The sequence below is a fragment of the Jeotgalibaca porci genome, from assembly GCF_011299095.1.
Lineage (GTDB): Bacteria > Bacillota > Bacilli > Lactobacillales > Aerococcaceae > Jeotgalibaca > Jeotgalibaca porci.
This window is the reverse complement of sequence record NZ_CP049889.1, coordinates 1688982-1704054: the sequence shown is the minus strand read 5'-3', so window position 1 is coordinate 1704054 and position 15073 is coordinate 1688982. Positions and strand designations below refer to the sequence as shown.

The 15073-nt window shown below is 40.7% G+C and carries 14 protein-coding genes; 2 read left to right on the top strand and 12 right to left on the bottom strand.

Translation table 11 applies throughout. The features are described 5' to 3' along the window. Nucleotides 1-19: 19 nt before the first annotated feature. Nucleotides 20-547, top strand: a complete 528-nt coding sequence (locus G7058_RS08745; protein ID WP_227004420.1) for a VanZ family protein — start codon at nt 20-22, stop codon at nt 545-547. A gap of 224 nt (nt 548-771) precedes the next feature. Here G7058_RS08745 and G7058_RS08740 read toward each other — a convergent pair whose 3' ends face one another. Together G7058_RS08740 and G7058_RS08735 are read right to left on the bottom strand one after the other, a co-directional pair. Continuing rightward, nucleotides 772-1143, bottom strand: coding sequence for a hypothetical protein (locus tag G7058_RS08740; RefSeq protein WP_166063171.1), 372 nt, complete (start codon nt 1141-1143; stop codon nt 772-774). Between the two features lie 107 nt (nt 1144-1250). Next, the gene (locus G7058_RS08735) at nt 1251-2462 is read right to left on the bottom strand and encodes an MFS transporter (RefSeq protein WP_166063170.1); all 1212 of its coding nucleotides are present in this window, start codon (nt 2460-2462) and stop codon (nt 1251-1253) included. Nucleotides 2463-2740: 278 nt separating this feature from the next. Between G7058_RS08735 and G7058_RS08730 the strand changes: the two genes are divergently transcribed. Continuing rightward, nucleotides 2741-4753: a right-handed parallel beta-helix repeat-containing protein gene (locus G7058_RS08730; RefSeq protein WP_166063169.1), complete on the top strand. Its 2013-nt coding sequence runs from the start codon at nt 2741-2743 to the stop codon at nt 4751-4753. A gap of 234 nt (nt 4754-4987) precedes the next feature. On the opposite strand, the gene G7058_RS08725 is transcribed toward G7058_RS08730, so the two are convergent. The 10 genes from G7058_RS08725 to G7058_RS08680 all read right to left on the bottom strand — a co-directional run bounded on the left by G7058_RS08725 (nt 4988) and on the right by G7058_RS08680 (nt 14875). After that, nucleotides 4988-6508 carry a carboxylesterase/lipase family protein gene (locus G7058_RS08725; RefSeq protein WP_166063168.1) on the bottom strand — a complete coding sequence of 507 codons (1521 nt, stop codon included), beginning with the start codon at nt 6506-6508 and terminating at the stop codon, nt 4988-4990. Between the two features lie 110 nt (nt 6509-6618). Beyond that, nucleotides 6619-7068 carry a GNAT family N-acetyltransferase gene (locus G7058_RS08720; protein ID WP_166063167.1) on the bottom strand — a complete coding sequence of 150 codons (450 nt, stop codon included), beginning with the start codon at nt 7066-7068 and terminating at the stop codon, nt 6619-6621. Between the two features lie 92 nt (nt 7069-7160). Further along, complete coding sequence (locus G7058_RS08715) at nt 7161-8156, bottom strand: Na/Pi cotransporter family protein (protein ID WP_166063166.1); 996 nt, start codon at nt 8154-8156, stop codon at nt 7161-7163. Between the two features lie 51 nt (nt 8157-8207). Next, complete coding sequence (locus G7058_RS08710) at nt 8208-8876, bottom strand: Na/Pi symporter (protein ID WP_166063165.1); 669 nt, start codon at nt 8874-8876, stop codon at nt 8208-8210. Nucleotides 8877-9093: 217 nt separating this feature from the next. Beyond that, on the bottom strand, nt 9094-9609 hold the full coding sequence (locus G7058_RS08705) for a hypothetical protein (protein ID WP_227004419.1): 516 nt from the start codon (nt 9607-9609) through the stop codon (nt 9094-9096). 159 nt (nt 9610-9768) lie between these two features. Next, nucleotides 9769-10212, bottom strand: a complete 444-nt coding sequence (locus G7058_RS08700) for a GNAT family N-acetyltransferase (RefSeq protein WP_166063163.1) — start codon at nt 10210-10212, stop codon at nt 9769-9771. A gap of 25 nt (nt 10213-10237) precedes the next feature. Next, on the bottom strand, nt 10238-10690 hold the full coding sequence (locus tag G7058_RS08695; RefSeq protein ID WP_166063162.1) for a GNAT family N-acetyltransferase: 453 nt from the start codon (nt 10688-10690) through the stop codon (nt 10238-10240). A gap of 843 nt (nt 10691-11533) precedes the next feature. Next, complete coding sequence (locus G7058_RS08690) at nt 11534-12475, bottom strand: IS3 family transposase (RefSeq protein WP_227004395.1); 942 nt, start codon at nt 12473-12475, stop codon at nt 11534-11536. Next, a complete protein-coding gene (locus G7058_RS08685; RefSeq protein WP_166062311.1) occupies nt 12382-13092 on the bottom strand; it encodes a helix-turn-helix domain-containing protein in 711 nt (236 codons plus the stop codon). The genes G7058_RS08690 and G7058_RS08685 overlap by 94 nt, the downstream gene beginning before the upstream one ends. 445 nt (nt 13093-13537) lie before the next feature. Continuing rightward, nucleotides 13538-14875, bottom strand: coding sequence for an MFS transporter (locus G7058_RS08680; RefSeq protein ID WP_166063161.1), 1338 nt, complete (start codon nt 14873-14875; stop codon nt 13538-13540). Nucleotides 14876-15073 lie beyond the last annotated feature (198 nt).

Sequence of the window (15073 nt, the reverse complement as noted above, 5' to 3'; positions counted from 1 at the left end):
ACGAAAGAAGGTTCAACCCATGCAAACGACTATATCAGGTTTAGTACTTATTCCATTTTTTTTACTTACTGTTTTTTATGTCATGAAATATAAAGTAAAAGGCACGCTTACGATTTATCAAAAAATAACAGTGATTTCTTGTATTTTTTACAGTTTCGCAGTTATTTACCTGACCTTTTTCCCCTTCCAAATTCAAACCGGGATGTACGCAAACCAAGCACCATGGAAAAGTCGAATTAATTTTGACCCTGTTGTGGACCTGTCCGCCCTTCCGAACTTGATTATGTTGGCGCCTTTAGCGGTTTACTACTTCTTGATGAAAAAAAGCGCTTCGCTTTTCAAAGTGATTCGTTTCAGTTTTTTAGTTAGCTTGGGAATTGAATTCCTCCAATTTTTGACAAACTACTTCCTTGGCGGCTGGCGTGGTGCCGATGTCGCAGATGTAGTGGTCAATACACTTGGTGCGGTGATGGGTTACTTGATTGTCAGAGAAGTTTACAAAAATGCCCACCCAGATTCCGTGATCCATGAATTTCGTTTGAACTAACAAAATGAAGATGCGTGAAGTGCTAACTCAGAGTGAAATTAGTGTTTGAGTTAGCACCTTCATGTTAAAAACGCTAACTCAGATTGAAAATCTAGTCTGAGTTAGCACCTTCGAAATGAAAATAAAAAAATACGAGATGAAACAACCATAGCTGGTTTTGTTTCATCCCGTATTTTTAGTAAACAAACTGTTTTTCATCCAGTTGTCGCGATTTTTATTCGAGTTTATAGAACAATCGTATTAAATGGCATGGATTCGTCATTCACGTAGACCTCCAGGAAATTGTCCTCGCCTTCAAGGTACAGATAGTAGGTGTACTGCTGAATGCCAAAACTCGCATCCTTCGTATTCGTTTCTTCAAACTGAATGCGCACGCTTTTTCCATCTATTTGGATATCCGCCTCTACATCCCCAGTTGATTGGAAAATAATATAAGAACCACCTTCCTCTGACCAAATGGACTGGAGGCGGTATTCGGGATTCACTTGTTCCTGAATATCCTTTGGTACTTTTGTGACTTCCTCTAAACCTGGCGTTGGCTTACTACAAGCCACGAGAGTCAAAAATAACGTAAAGACAAGAATTATTTTTTTCAAAAAAACACCCTCTTCCTTCTTTTGGTAATCCATTCGCTCATTGCTTTGTTACCTCTATTATAACGTATCGAAAAAAACACCCTCTTATAAAGAAAGTGTTTCACCCGTTACTTCTTTTTAGTCTTCACCGTCATCATCAATAGTAACAAAATAGTCAGGATGTTAATCCCTGCCGTTAGTAGTAAGGCCGGAGTATATGACCCTGATAAATCAAATAGGTACCCTACCAAAGAAATAGATAAGGCTCCGCTCGTCGCAAGGCCGAATGAAATAAGCGGAAATACTTTATTAAAATAGACGTTTCCAAGTAACTCTTTCGTTAACAATGAAATACCAACTGTGGGAATCGCAAGTGTCGCTCCGAAGAAGAAAGCCCCCACAAATAATAATGTTGGCCCGGTTTGGATCATAAATAGAATGACGGATAATAAACCGCATGCAATCATCAATAAGTTCGCCACAACCGCGTTTAAGCGATCGCTGATTGCCCCAACGGATAATTTAAAAAAGATATTTCCTATCATTGCCACCGCTAACATCATCGCCCCAATTTCCGAGCTATACCCCGTCGATTCCGAGAAACCTGGGAGATGCTGTCCGAGCCCTGTAATGGCAGTATGCAGTATTGCAACGACGGTAACTGCGATAAACATTTTTCTATTAAAGACATTCTTAGATACATGCGATGCATGAGTAACAGAATCCTTACTGTGAACTTCACCCATACCAAGCGGCTCTAATCCTTCCAATACCGGATTTATCTTAAATGGAATAAGAATTCCTGGGAGCAATAAAAGAATCATAAACGCCCCAGAGATGAAGTACGTATTTCGCCAGCCAAATTGGAAAATAAATTGAGTGAAAATAGGCGTCAACACCGCTCCAGTTACCCCACTGAAACTTAATACAAGGCTCATCACGACACCATGATATTTGTGAAACCAATGATTCAAAATAATCGCGACCGGCACCGTCGAAATCAAACCGACCCCAATACCTCGAATACCACCCCAAAGATTAAATTCCCACAAATGTTGGGCAAAGCCCATCATAATGTTCGGTACACCGGAAAGTACAGCGGCTACGATTAAAATATATTTAAGTCGAAATTTTTCCATTAAACGAGGAACACATAAAGATGAAATAGCACAAATAAATAATGTGAGTGTTGCATGAAACGAGAAATCTCCCCGTTGGAAACCGAGATCCGTTGCCACAGGTGATAAAAAGACCCCACTCAAATTAATCGGAATACTGAAACAGGCGGTAAAGCCACATAAAATCGCAACAACCAGCCAATGCTTTTTATTCTTGTTCATATAACACCTCAATCATGATATGTGGATGAAAATACGAGATGACTCGATTGTATATGTAAAACGCTTTCAAATCCATGCTTGGTGCTACTGTGTTTCAGAATAAATTGACTTGAAGTGTGATTATGTATAAAAAGAGTAGCATCTTTATTCGAAATAATACAACAAATCAGACTCCCCAATCCCCCTGTTGCATTTCCCCCTCTATCTTCTATATAATACAGATAGCGCCCTTTTGTAAGGGCTTTACTTTTTGCTATATTGAAACGAGGAGCGATTTAATGAACTATCACGTATCAATGCAAGGAAATGATCAAGCTAGTGGAACGCTGGAACAACCTTTTCTAACAATTTCTCACGCTGCGAAAGTGGCAATGCCGGGCGATACCGTTGTGGTGCATGCCGGCGTTTACCGTGAATGGGTAAATCCTGCGAATGGTGGAACGTTCGACCAACGTATTACTTATAAATCCGCTGGGGACGGCGAAGTGGTGATTACCGGTGCCGAACGCATCACCGATTGGGAAGCTGAAGGCGAAAATGTTTGGCGAACAGAAGTGCCGAACGCCCTCTTCACAGTCCGTAATCCTTATGAAGTGGAATTAAGCGGTGATTGGTTATTCGATGGGGACTTGAAAGCACATCTGGGCGATGTCTATTTAGATTACAAATCACTTTATGAATGTGGTAGTATCGCGGAAGTAAAAAATCCTGAAGTCTGGTCGGAAGCGAAATATCCAGAAGACTCACTGTTGAAATGGTACGGCGAAGTAGGACCTTCTACAACAACTATTTGGGCAAACTTTGGCGGAAAAGATCCGCGTACTGAAAATGTTGAAATTAACGTCCGCCCGCATTGTTTCTGGCCGGAAAAATCAGGTCTTGACTACATTACCGTAAGCGGATTCACTTTGCGCCAAGCTTCTCCGCAATGGGCGCCACCGACTGCTTATCAAGAAGGTTTAATTGGGCCGCATTGGAGTAAGGGCTGGATTATTGAAAATAACATTATTTCTGAATCAAAAAGTGTCGGTGTCAGCCTGGGAACTAAAATTGGGACCGGACATAAAAAGTATTCGGGTAAACACAAAAAAGGCGGTACGCAGCGGGAACAGGAAGTTATTCTGCAAGCTTTGCATTCCGGTTGGCATAAAGATAATGTCGGCAGCCATATCGTCCGCGGAAACGTCATTCATGACTGTGAGCAAGCCGGTATTGTTGGGCATATGGGGTGCGCCTTCAGTGAAATTTACCAAAACCATATTTACAACGTCCATCACAAACGCTTACGGCACGGTGCGGAAGTTGCGGGGATCAAACTGCATGCTGCGTTGGATACAATGATCAGTGAAAATAAAATCCACAGTAGTTACCGGGGAATTTGGTTAGACTGGCAAGCGCAAGGAACGCGCATCAATCAAAATATTTTATTTGATAACCTGTCTGAGGACTTATTTATTGAAGTATGTCACGGCCCTTACATGGTTGATAACAATCTCTTCCTATCACCAATGAACTTTAGAAACATGGCGCAAGGCGGTTCTTTTGTACATAACCTATTCGCAGGTCGCTTCGTTGTGCAATCGGAGTTGTCACGGATTACGCCGTACCATTTCCCGCATGAAACCGCGATGGCAGGCTTTTCAAATATTTCGAGTGGAGATGACCGCTATTATAACAACATTTTCTTAGGCGATGGCGAAACGAAAGTCGATCCGGTCCCGATTACATTCTTTGAGCATTTACCGCTTAAACCGCGCGAAGTGCCTGAAGATGATGGAAAAACAGTGATGGACGGTGTTCCGGACGATTCGATTTGTTACTTGTACCCTGTCGGTCTGGGCAGTTACGACAAACATCCAAATGCCAAAGATAAACAATTATGGGAATACACGAAGGACGACCTGATTGCTCTAGGTGATGCTGCGAAAGACTTCTTCGTCGGAAATGCCGTACTGCCGGTTGCGATGGATGGAAATTTGTATTTGAACGCGGCTCTACCAAGCAACCATGAACCAGAGGCAACAGTCTTGGAGAAGAGTGGCTTTGAAATTACTACCGATCCGACTGCTGGAACTGTTCATGTGACAATCACTGATTCTGGTTTCGTGCGCGGAACCGGAGCGGTAACTGTTTCAACCGATTTATTGGGTAAAACGTATCACGCCGACATGGCATTCGAAAAGCCGGACGGATCAGCGTATTACTTTGATACAGATTTATTCGGGAATAAACGGACAGAAATGACTCCGGGCCCGTTCGAAATTACTGAAGCACAGGTATTCGAACTTTAGAAGTTTCTGGTTTATGAAGATTACTTGTTTGCCTGCGCACTCAAATCGAGAAAGTGATTTGAGTGCGCAACTTTACCTTCTAACTGCGCACTCAAATGGGAAATGCAGTTTGAGTGCGCAACTTTGCCTTCTAACCGCGCACTCAAATGGAAAATGCAGTTTGAGTGCGCAGTTAGGAAGCAAAATAAATAGCGCGATGAAACGTCCCCATCAGGATTGTTTCATCGCGCTATTTTAGTTAGCCTTAAAGTATTGATTTACCAGGAAATGCATCAGTTCACTCGGTTGTTCTTTAACGAATTCTGATTTGTCGCCAAAGACCATGCCATAAGGTGCATCCACCGTATATGGATCCCACTGCGGCATTTTTTCTCCCGTGACATCTTCCCCGTTTGGATTTCCTGCAGTAATAAAGTTAGCCAAATAATTACTCATTTCCCGCGCTAAGTCATAGTGCTTTCCGACAAACGGACGCCAGCATTTCGCCAGAGTTTCAAAAAAGAACCACAAGTCGGAAGAGTGGAAAGTCCCCGGATTATCCCATCCCGGTATTTCCGGATCAAAGTTGTAGTAGTAAAGCGGCATATCAAAACCCGTGTCGTTATTCGCTTTACCCAGTACACGAATCGCATACTCTATCGTCGGCACCGCCGCTTTTTTCTTCATTGCCTCCAAATCGCCTGATTCAAAATCACACAGCTTCAAGAACTCAGACGCATCCGCTCCGAAAAGTTTTTCAGCCATGCCCTTGAATTCATCCAGACTGGAGACTTCCGGAACTCCGAAGAACTCAGTGGATGTCTGTCCCAACATTACCGGTACCATTAAGCGTTTGTTTGCCATAAACAATTCGAAGACATTTCCCATGACAAATTTATTATCAATAACTGGTCCCCAGAACGCTTTATATTCCAATAATTTTTCGCGGACGAATTCGCCGTCCAGGGCACGTGCTTCTTCCAATGAAGACACACCTATAAAATTAAAGAAGTCCACGCCCGCCTGTTCAACTTCGGCTAACGTTCGACCACTCCCCGGTATACCACCATTTTGATAGACATTTGTGAAAACGCCACTCAGAACAACAGCGCTTTGAAAGAGCCCTTCATTTTGCGGTGCAGTCAACTGGTGCATCACACTCGCGCCTCCAGCAGATTGTCCACCGACCGTAATGTTATCCGGGTCGCCACCGAATGCCGCGATGTTGCGTTTGACCCACTCGATGCCAGCCTGTTGATCTAATAAGCCAAAGTTAGTTGGTGCTTCAGGGGCTTCTTGCGTAATTTCCGGATGGGCCAAAAATCCGAAGACATTCAAACGGTAGTTCACGGTTACAACGATTGCACCGCGACGTGCCAAACGTTCGCCATCGAATTCCATTTCGGATGTATACCCATACTGGAAGCCGCCGCCAAAAATCCACACATAAACCGGCAACTTCTCATCCGTACGCTTCGCCGGTGTCCAGATGTTTAAGTATAGATTATCCTCATCCATCGGCACATTCGGATCCACGTGCCATTCACGTGAATAAAAATCATCCGGGTTAACACCGGGCGTCGCTTGCATCGAAATCGGTGCAAACTCAAATGCTTTCAGTGTCCCTTCCCAATCCGCTGCCGGTTGCGGTGCACGCCACCGATTCTCACCAACTGGCGGTGTTGCAAACGGAATTCCTTTAAAAACTGTAATCCGTGGATCAGCAGCCGGTAACCCTTGAATCAAACCATTCTCTACTTTAACCTTTCTCAACATCAACTCGTTCTCCTCTCGCTTCTGGAGTCCTCACGTGTAAATAAGCATGTAAGGGCTTTCTCGCTACAAACAATTTATCATTCACGAGATACTGAGTCAACAGCGATTTATCAAACCCGATACTGAAACAGCAGCTCACCATTCGGATCGCGCTCATTCATCTCTTCAAATCCCATACTTTCATATAAGTGGCGGGCAACTTCGTTCTCTTCCACGATGCTCAAATAGATTGTATCTACCCCATACTCTTTTGCGACTATTTTAATCAATTGCTTCATAGCCTCTTTGCCGTAACCTTTGCCTTGAAACGTTTCATCAATTATAATCCGATCAATCCAAGTATCCGTGTTAGCACCAAATGCTCCGTACATCGCAAAACCAATCACTTGGTCAAAATTGTAAATCGCTACAGGATGCCACTCGGAATGCAAGGCAGCTTCTTCCAGACATTCCGCTACTGTTTCAATGAACGTTTCTTGTCCACTTTTTACCTTTATTTTCAAAACATCAGCCGCATTGTCCGCATCAATAGCGCGAAAATTCAAACCTTCACTCTGCATCAAAACACCTCTCTTTATAAGCAAAATTATAGCACACTCGCTTTTCCCAAAAGAAAAAACACTCTCAAAATCGAAAGTGTTTTTCAAAGCTATTAACGTACTGCGTTTGCTAGTTCTTCTTTTTCTACTGCTTCCATTGCTTCTGTCTTACTTCCCGTTGTTGAACGGATTGAGAAGGCAACGTTCACAAGGTGGTCTGAAATTCTTTGTAGTGAGAACAAGGTTGAGTACACACTCTTCGATGCTTCAACCGGGTACAACTCAGAACTCAAGCGTGCCACATGCGCGTTACGAGAAGCGGAAATCATTTTTTTGATTTTCTTTTGCAGACGCGCGATTTCTCTGAAGTTTTCTGTTTTACGATGTGTAAATGCATCAAAACCTAAGGCAAACATTTGATCGATATAAACATAAATTTCATTTAATTCTTCTTTTGTTTCTTCTAAGAACTCAATTTCATTTGACTTCATTTCATTTGTTTCTTTTACCAAAAGGACCGCGTAGTCGCCTAGACGCTCGATATCGTTCGCAACGTGGTGTAGTCCACCAATCAACTCTTCATCTCGTGCGTTTTGGTTAACAGAAGAAATCTTGATGAAGAAACTTGTTAATTTGTTTGTTAAGAAGTTAATACGGTATTCAACATCCGCAATTGTTTTGCTTTCACTCATATCCGCATTAATTAAAGAAGCAAATGCACGGTCGATATTTTCTTTAGCAAGATTTGCCATGTCATGCAATTCCTTCAAAGCTTGTTCAATTGCAACCGATGGCGTTTGTAGGAAACTTTCGTCGATATAGGTTAATTCTTCCAACTCTTGATCTTTATCCTTGATTGTTTTCGTTACAAAATTAACAAGTGGATCCAGGAACAACAGCAAAATACTCGTATAAATCGCATTGTAAATTAAGTTAAATGTTGCCATACTAAATTGTGGATTCGTCGGGAACATATTTTCAAAGAAACTTACGATTGGCATTCTGAATGCAATCAGAATGAACATAAATGAAATCGCACCAATAACACTCGTAATGACATGGAACAACGCGATTCGCTTACCATTTGCGTTTGTCGTTAAGGATGCCATGATACCATCACTACACGTCCCAATATTCGCTCCCATGACCAAGAAAAATGATTAATCAATATTCGTAATAACACCAGAAGCTAAGAAAGCAATAAATACCCCAGAAGCTGCTGAAGATGATTGAATAATTGCCGTAAAGAGAATTCCCAAGATAACCAATAAGAATGGGTTTTGCATAATTTCATATTTAAATATTTGTGATAGTCCAATACTAAGTGGTGAATCCGCACCACCAATAGCAGTTTCCATAACTTCCAAACCGATAAATAACATACCAAATCCAATTAGGAATGGTGCAATACGGTTTAGTTTTTCGTTACTTGTGGTAAAGATAATCAAAACACCAATAAATGAAAGTGCAGAGAAAAGTGCACTAATTGAAAAGGCGCCTTTACTCAATCCAGAAAGAGCAAAGATGTAAGCTGAAACTGTTGTTCCCACTTTCGCACCAAGAATGAAACCTGCACCTTGCTTAACTGTAACAATCTTTGCATGAGCCAAACCCACAGTCATAATCGAAGTTGCAGAAGATGATTGAACAAGTGCAGTTGCTCCCGCTCCGATTCCGTAATTTACAACTCTGTTTTTATCCATTTTCTTAAATAAATTCCGTACGCCATTACCTGCGCTCTGTTCTAGACCAGAGCTCATCTGTTTCATCCCAAACATGAAAACAGCGACTCCTCCGAGCATCATCAACAAATTCATTGTAATTTCCATTTTTGCTTCTCCCTTATTGACTATTCTAGTACGCTGATTTATGAATCCGCGTACAGTCTTTTAAGTTTCCCTTAAATACTTTAATGCATTTTTCTTACAAACTCAATGACTTCTTTCATAATCTCATCAAAAATCCATAGAAATAGAAACTTTCTTCATTAAAGCAATCTAAAACAAAGTCATCCTCCGATTGCATGATTCGACTTGTGATTTATTGTTATTTTTTACTACCTAAATTTGTAAAAAGAAAGCAATCGCTCGGACTCCAAATATGTTTGTCATCCGCACTGTATCCTCGCAACCATAAATCCCCAGCGATATTTCTTAAATAAAACCCGGTTGGAAAATCTTCTTCTTCACTCAAAACAGGTAAAGCCACCGTGACAGAGCCTGTCGGGGCATGATTGTTACTTAATAGGCTGCCATTCGTATCTTCAGGTTGATCCCTATACTGCAGGCGAAAATGAGGCGCTAATTCTAATGGACACAGACCGAGACCACGTTCTCTCGCTCTTTCATAAATTTGTGACAACGTAGCACCTTCAGAGAAACCTAAATCCATTACAGTTCGCTCAACCGTATCTACACTGTATTTCTCCTTAGAAGTTGTAAACCGCTCATCTTCAAATAATCTATGGGCGTACTCGTTCAGCTTAATAGACTGACTTTCCATCATTTCCATTAATGTTTCTTTACTTAATCCGCCAACTTCTATTCTCCTATTTGTATACATCATCACCCCTCCTCTCTTTCATTTTACGACCACTTTTGCCTCACCTATAATTATAACCTTACTCTCTCCATCATTTCACCTCATAAAGTGACTATTTGACCTTTTAACATCATAGAACAAAAGAAAACACCCTCCAAAACGAATGGAAAGTGCCTTGTCTTAATCTTCGGATACGTAGAACCGCATAAATATATAATCGTCCTCTATATCATCGGACATTTCGAAACCTATCTTCTTCCAGAAGTTTTGAGCAAGAATATTCTCACGTTCTACTGGTAAAGAAATTCTATTGGCGCTGTATTCTGTACAAAGATATTCTATACAAAGCTTAGCCGCCGCCAGTCCATAGCCCCTTTTTTGAAAATTACTATCAATCATAAAGTTAATGATTTGCGGATTATTTTCACCAATATACATGAGGACATAACCGACTAAAGTATCGTCTGCGTAAATCGCAAAAGGCCGCGAAGCATCGTAAAATACCCACGCCTCCGCTAAAGACCATGCGACCGGATCCACAAACCTTTCATCTGAGACTGACGTTCGTAAATTCAGGCACTCTTCATAATTATCTTCATTAATTTTTCTTAACGCTACTGTCATTGACGAATCCTCTCTCTACAATAAATTATAGTTCTTGCGCCAACCTGAGCATATCCTGGCATTGTATCCCATTCTCATAGATTTCTTCCTCGTAATTACGTATGAAAAAATCTTTATCAACACCTGTGATCCTAAATCCGCATTTTTGATAAAGGGCTAATTGACCGATACTTGAATTTCCAGTACCCACTTCAATCGTCTTAAAGCCTTTTGTTTTAGCTTTTTCGATTGCATCTTTTACCAAAAGTTTTCCAATACCTCTACTTTGATATTTTTCTGCAACTGCAACATTCACTAACTCGACTGTTTCAGGTTCAGTAGCGAGTAGTACATAAACGCCTATGACTTGTTTATCACTCTCCGCGACAAAGCAGTCCCCTTTCTCTAAATATTCCATAACTAATGGCAGAGAAGGATCCGCTGATAATAATAAATCAATAGGTGGCTTTTCCTTATCACTTAATAATCTGATGTCCATAGTGCTCTCCTATTAAAATAACTATTTTTTATTCACTAACCTACTCAATATACAAATTGTTCTTTATTATGGTCTTTTTCAAAATAAATAATCTTAGTAACTATTATTTATTTTTCAATCTCTAATATTACAGTCCATTCTCTATGTTTTTTTTCGTTCAGGGCTCAAACGAAAAATCTATAATAAAATCATTGTTACGACTCACTATTAATTCAGATTAAATGGTAGCGCTCTATATTATTAGTATTTTTCAACCTCTCTGCAGCACTAAATAATTTTTGATTCAAATTTGCGCTCATTTATGTATTTCCTCATTTCAATTAGCATTCTTTTCGCACAACGTTTCATTTAACAAAGTATGAAATGATTAGTTGGCATCCATCCTTATAATAGCATGAAACTGTGGTTTGTAACTCTGGATTATGGGGTTATTTTTTATTACAGTTAGTAAACGAGAACAAATAAACAAGATGGCTCACTCAAACCTGATTTTTCGACTTGAGTGAGCCATTTACGAAAAAATAGCTCACTCAAACCGTTTTTTCGACCTGAGTGAGCCATCTACGAAAAAACAGCTCACTCAAACTGATTTTTCGAGCTGAGTGAGCCATTTACGAAAAAAATAGCTCACTCAAACCGTTTTTTCGAGCTGAGTGAGCTTTTTACGGTAAAGAGTACAAGAGTTGGAGTTTTTAGTGCAAAGGTCTTCACACAAAAAAAGACACCTTCCAAATAAATGGAAAGTGCCTTGAAATGTGAACTGCCCCCTGTCAAGTAGACAGGTAAAAAAACAAAGTATTTTAGACCATGCATGTAAAAATGTGTGGTCTTTTTTTGTAGCGTTTATGCAATCATTTGTAGAATCTTCTCTTCCGTAGGAATCGCTAATCCCATATCCAAAGTAACGCGTTCATTGTTGAAGAACGCGATGTATGCCTTGATTTTCCGGTCTAAGTACGCTGGTCTGTCAAACGTATCCAGGTTAAACATCTCCACCTTGAGGGTACCCCAAAAGCCTTCCATAGGGCCGTTGTCAATACATTTCGAGACGCGTGACATACTATGGATTATCTGGTGATCTTTAATCATCTTGTTAAAGGCATGGGAGGTGTACTGGGAACCGCGGTCGCTATGAATCAGTGTGGTTTCAGGCTTTACATCACCCAAAATCTGCTTTAGTGTATCCAGTACTAACGGGTTGTCATTGCGGTGACTGGTTTTATAAGCCACGATTTTCTTTGACCCGAGGTCATAAATAGCGCTCAGGTAACGTTTTGTCCCATTGGTCAACCGGAATTCCGTGACATCCGTCAATAACTTTTCCATGGGTCTTTCAGCGTGGAAATCACGGTTTAAGATGTTTTCAGCCACATGTGCGGCTTTGTGTGGCACGTAGTTCCTTCTTTTGCGACGGATGACGGCTGTGATCCCCATGATTCTCATGAGGCGGTGTACACACTTATGATTCACTTTCGCTCTTCTAAAAAAGTTGAGAAAGATGGTCATTCTTCGGTAGCCGTAAATCCCACCGAATGCCTCGTGGATTCCTTTGATCGCCCGCATCAGTTTCAGGCGTTTTAATTCTGTTTCTGAGGGTTCCCGTTTTAACCACTTATAGTAGCTGGATTTGGCGATACCCAGTATGTCACAAAGATGGATAACGGGATATTTATGCTTTAATTCTTCAATAGTTAAATATTCCACTTCTTGTCTAACCCCTGTGATTTGTGATTCCCAGCGATTTTTCGGCGCTTTTTTAACGCATCGTTCTCCATTTCTAGCCATTTGTTCCGGGCTTTGAGTGTCTCTACTTCTGCGTTTAAACGTTCTTCCGTTGTTTGAATTTCCGTGGGCTTCCCGCGGCCCCGGTTGTCTTCCAGACCTATCGGTCCATGCTTTTTGTATTTATTCACCCAGGAATAAATGTTACTGTAACTTACATGGTTTTTCTCCGCTGCTTCCAGATAAGTCAGGCGATTGGCTATGTAATCTTCTACGATTTTTAATTTTTCTTCATATGATTTTTTAACACCCGTCATGTTGTACACCTCAGATTTCGGAGAATATGTCTCATTCTCTTTTCCTTCAGTATATCGAATTACCCATTTGTTTACCGTTGTTTTAGATGGAATGTTATATTTAGCGGCTAAGTATGAAAAGCCGTAACCCGTCTGTAGGTATTCAGCTACAATTTTCTGCTTGAATTCTTTCGAGTAACTGCGGTAATTCTTCTGGGAGCGGATCCCTTCCATGCCATGGTCCTGGTACCGATGGACATAATTCATAAAAGTGGTATCAGATAGTTTGAGATGGTGCTGATCAACAAGTGTTCGATAAGAAACACCCCTTAGGTGTAAATCAATTAAATGTAACAGTTCTGGATCGGTATGTTTTCTAGTCATAGAAAAAAACCCCCTTCAAAGTAGTTTGTTTTTTTCAGTGTCTACTTTGAAGGGAGCTTATCAATGTATAATTGAATGGTACTCGATTTCTGTGAAATCTCCGTCCCATACTTTATCCGTAAGCGAATGAATTCGCAACGGCTCCAGCAATTAACGTTTTGAGAATTGACCCGCTTTACGAGCTTTTTTCAAACCTGATTTTTGACTCTCGGCATTTATTAATTTAATAACAGCTTCAAGTTGATGATTAATCCTTGAAATAACTAGGTAACATTAAAATACATTTCATTGACTTCAATTAAGAAGAAGGTCAATTAGATTACCAAAATATAACATGAATGGGCGTGCTAATTTCAATAAACTAAAATAGTTACGAATGTGATTCCCTCTTTTAAGTTTCTCTTTTTAAATTAAGTTTTTCGTCTCTGTTCAGCTCTAGAAATAGTTATACAACTTTTACTTTCTCTTCAGTTTTCGACAATACCAGATAGCCCACTGCCGCAAATGCTGATAAGAAAGCTACAACTGTGTAAGACCAGAACCAACCGAATTGATCAGCCAGTATCGGCATCAACCAGTTAGAACCCATATTTCCAATCAAATACGCCGTCAAACCTACAAAACCAATAGCCGTTCCCGCTACATTCAGTGGGACAAAGTCAATTGTGAGAATATTAACAATTAGTTGTGGTCCGTAAATTAAAGCACCTAAAATGCCACAAATAACCAAAAAGAAAGGATAATTTGTTACACCATCGCTAACCAGTTTTTCGTATAGAAAGACGAATCCTACCATGGCGAATAAGCCCAACGCTCCAATTTTAGCCATTTTATTCGGGTATTTACTAGCCAACCAAGCAAAGACTAATGACCCCGGAATCGCAACCCATTCTAAAACAGAAACAGCTAGTTGTGCTTGGGTATTCGATAGGTTCCCCACTTCATTCAGATAAATCGGCATCCAGTCTGCAATTCCAAAACGGAGGAAATATAAAGCCACGTTGACAGCCGCTACCAACAATAATTGTGGATTGGTAAAAACATATTTCCAAATCAGCTGCCAATAGCTAAGTCCTTCTCTTTCTTCTTCAGTTGCAACATTCGATTCACCAGCGTCTCCATACATAGTCCGCAAGGAGTCCAGGCCTTCAGACTCAGGGCTGTCTCCACCGTAACGCCAACACAGGTAAGCAACTAGTAGCACCAATATTCCTGGAACCAAGAATGCCATGAGAATGTTTCCGGTTTCCGGAACGACCAGTCCCATGCTAGTCAATGCTACAATGATTAAAGGAAGTAAAGCAGATCCAGCATTTTGTGAGATATTCCAACCTGCAATAGCTGCTCCACGTGAGCGGTTAGAATAGTAGTTGGCAAGCATCGCTTGAGACGCAGGTGCTAAAGCCCCCTGCACTACTCCACACAACACCAAGAGAATAGCCAGCGTTGTAATGGATGTGTTAAAAAATCCAATCATAATAGCGATAAGGGCACTAGCTCCCAAGCTGATTGAGAAAAGTTTCCTCAAACTCACCCGGTCTCCTAAAGCACCCATATAAAACTTAGCCAATCCATAAGAAATCGTTAAACAAGAAAGCAAAAAAGCAATATCCGCTTTATCCCAACCATTCGTAGCCATAATAGTGCTGGACATTAATTTGAAATTATTTCGTACAAGATATGCTGAGACATATCCTACAAATGCAATAATAAAGATTATTTTTCGCCGAAAGAGATAGCGGGCAAATTTTTCCTTGTTTTGTTTTTGATAAGCTAATTCCATTTTCGAAATCCTCCTATATCCTATATTGTAAATTCCAGTAACTGAAGTTTTACGATTTTTTTATTCAACTCTATGATGTGTTTCCCGAAAGCCTCCCTCCTCTTTTTATGAAAACGCTTGAAAAATAAAGTATCCTTCTGCTATTGCGTATCCATGCTGTGATGGGGAAGAGCGTGATCCCACCCTTCCGGCACCAGG

What these genes read in the sequence shown, in the direction of transcription:
- G7058_RS08745 (WP_227004420.1), top strand. Translation starts at nt 20, where the DNA reads ATGCAAACGACTATATCAGGTTTAGTACTTATTCCATTTTTTTTACTT.
- G7058_RS08735 (WP_166063170.1), bottom strand. Translation starts at nt 2,462, where the DNA reads ATGAACAAGAATAAAAAGCATTGGCTGGTTGTTGCGATTTTATGTGGC.
- G7058_RS08730 (WP_166063169.1), top strand. Translation starts at nt 2,741, where the DNA reads ATGAACTATCACGTATCAATGCAAGGAAATGATCAAGCTAGTGGAACG.
- G7058_RS08725 (WP_166063168.1), bottom strand. Translation starts at nt 6,508, where the DNA reads ATGTTGAGAAAGGTTAAAGTAGAGAATGGTTTGATTCAAGGGTTACCG.
- G7058_RS08720 (WP_166063167.1), bottom strand. Translation starts at nt 7,068, where the DNA reads ATGCAGAGTGAAGGTTTGAATTTTCGCGCTATTGATGCGGACAATGCG.
- G7058_RS08715 (WP_166063166.1), bottom strand. Translation starts at nt 8,156, where the DNA reads ATGGCATCCTTAACGACAAACGCAAATGGTAAGCGAATCGCGTTGTTC.
- G7058_RS08710 (WP_166063165.1), bottom strand. Translation starts at nt 8,876, where the DNA reads ATGGAAATTACAATGAATTTGTTGATGATGCTCGGAGGAGTCGCTGTT.
- G7058_RS08705 (WP_227004419.1), bottom strand. Translation starts at nt 9,609, where the DNA reads ATGTATACAAATAGGAGAATAGAAGTTGGCGGATTAAGTAAAGAAACA.
- G7058_RS08700 (WP_166063163.1), bottom strand. Translation starts at nt 10,212, where the DNA reads ATGACAGTAGCGTTAAGAAAAATTAATGAAGATAATTATGAAGAGTGC.
- G7058_RS08695 (WP_166063162.1), bottom strand. Translation starts at nt 10,690, where the DNA reads ATGGACATCAGATTATTAAGTGATAAGGAAAAGCCACCTATTGATTTA.
- G7058_RS08690 (WP_227004395.1), bottom strand. Translation starts at nt 12,475, where the DNA reads ATGGCTAGAAATGGAGAACGATGCGTTAAAAAAGCGCCGAAAAATCGC.
- G7058_RS08685 (WP_166062311.1), bottom strand. Translation starts at nt 13,092, where the DNA reads ATGACTAGAAAACATACCGATCCAGAACTGTTACATTTAATTGATTTA.
- G7058_RS08680 (WP_166063161.1), bottom strand. Translation starts at nt 14,875, where the DNA reads ATGGAATTAGCTTATCAAAAACAAAACAAGGAAAAATTTGCCCGCTAT.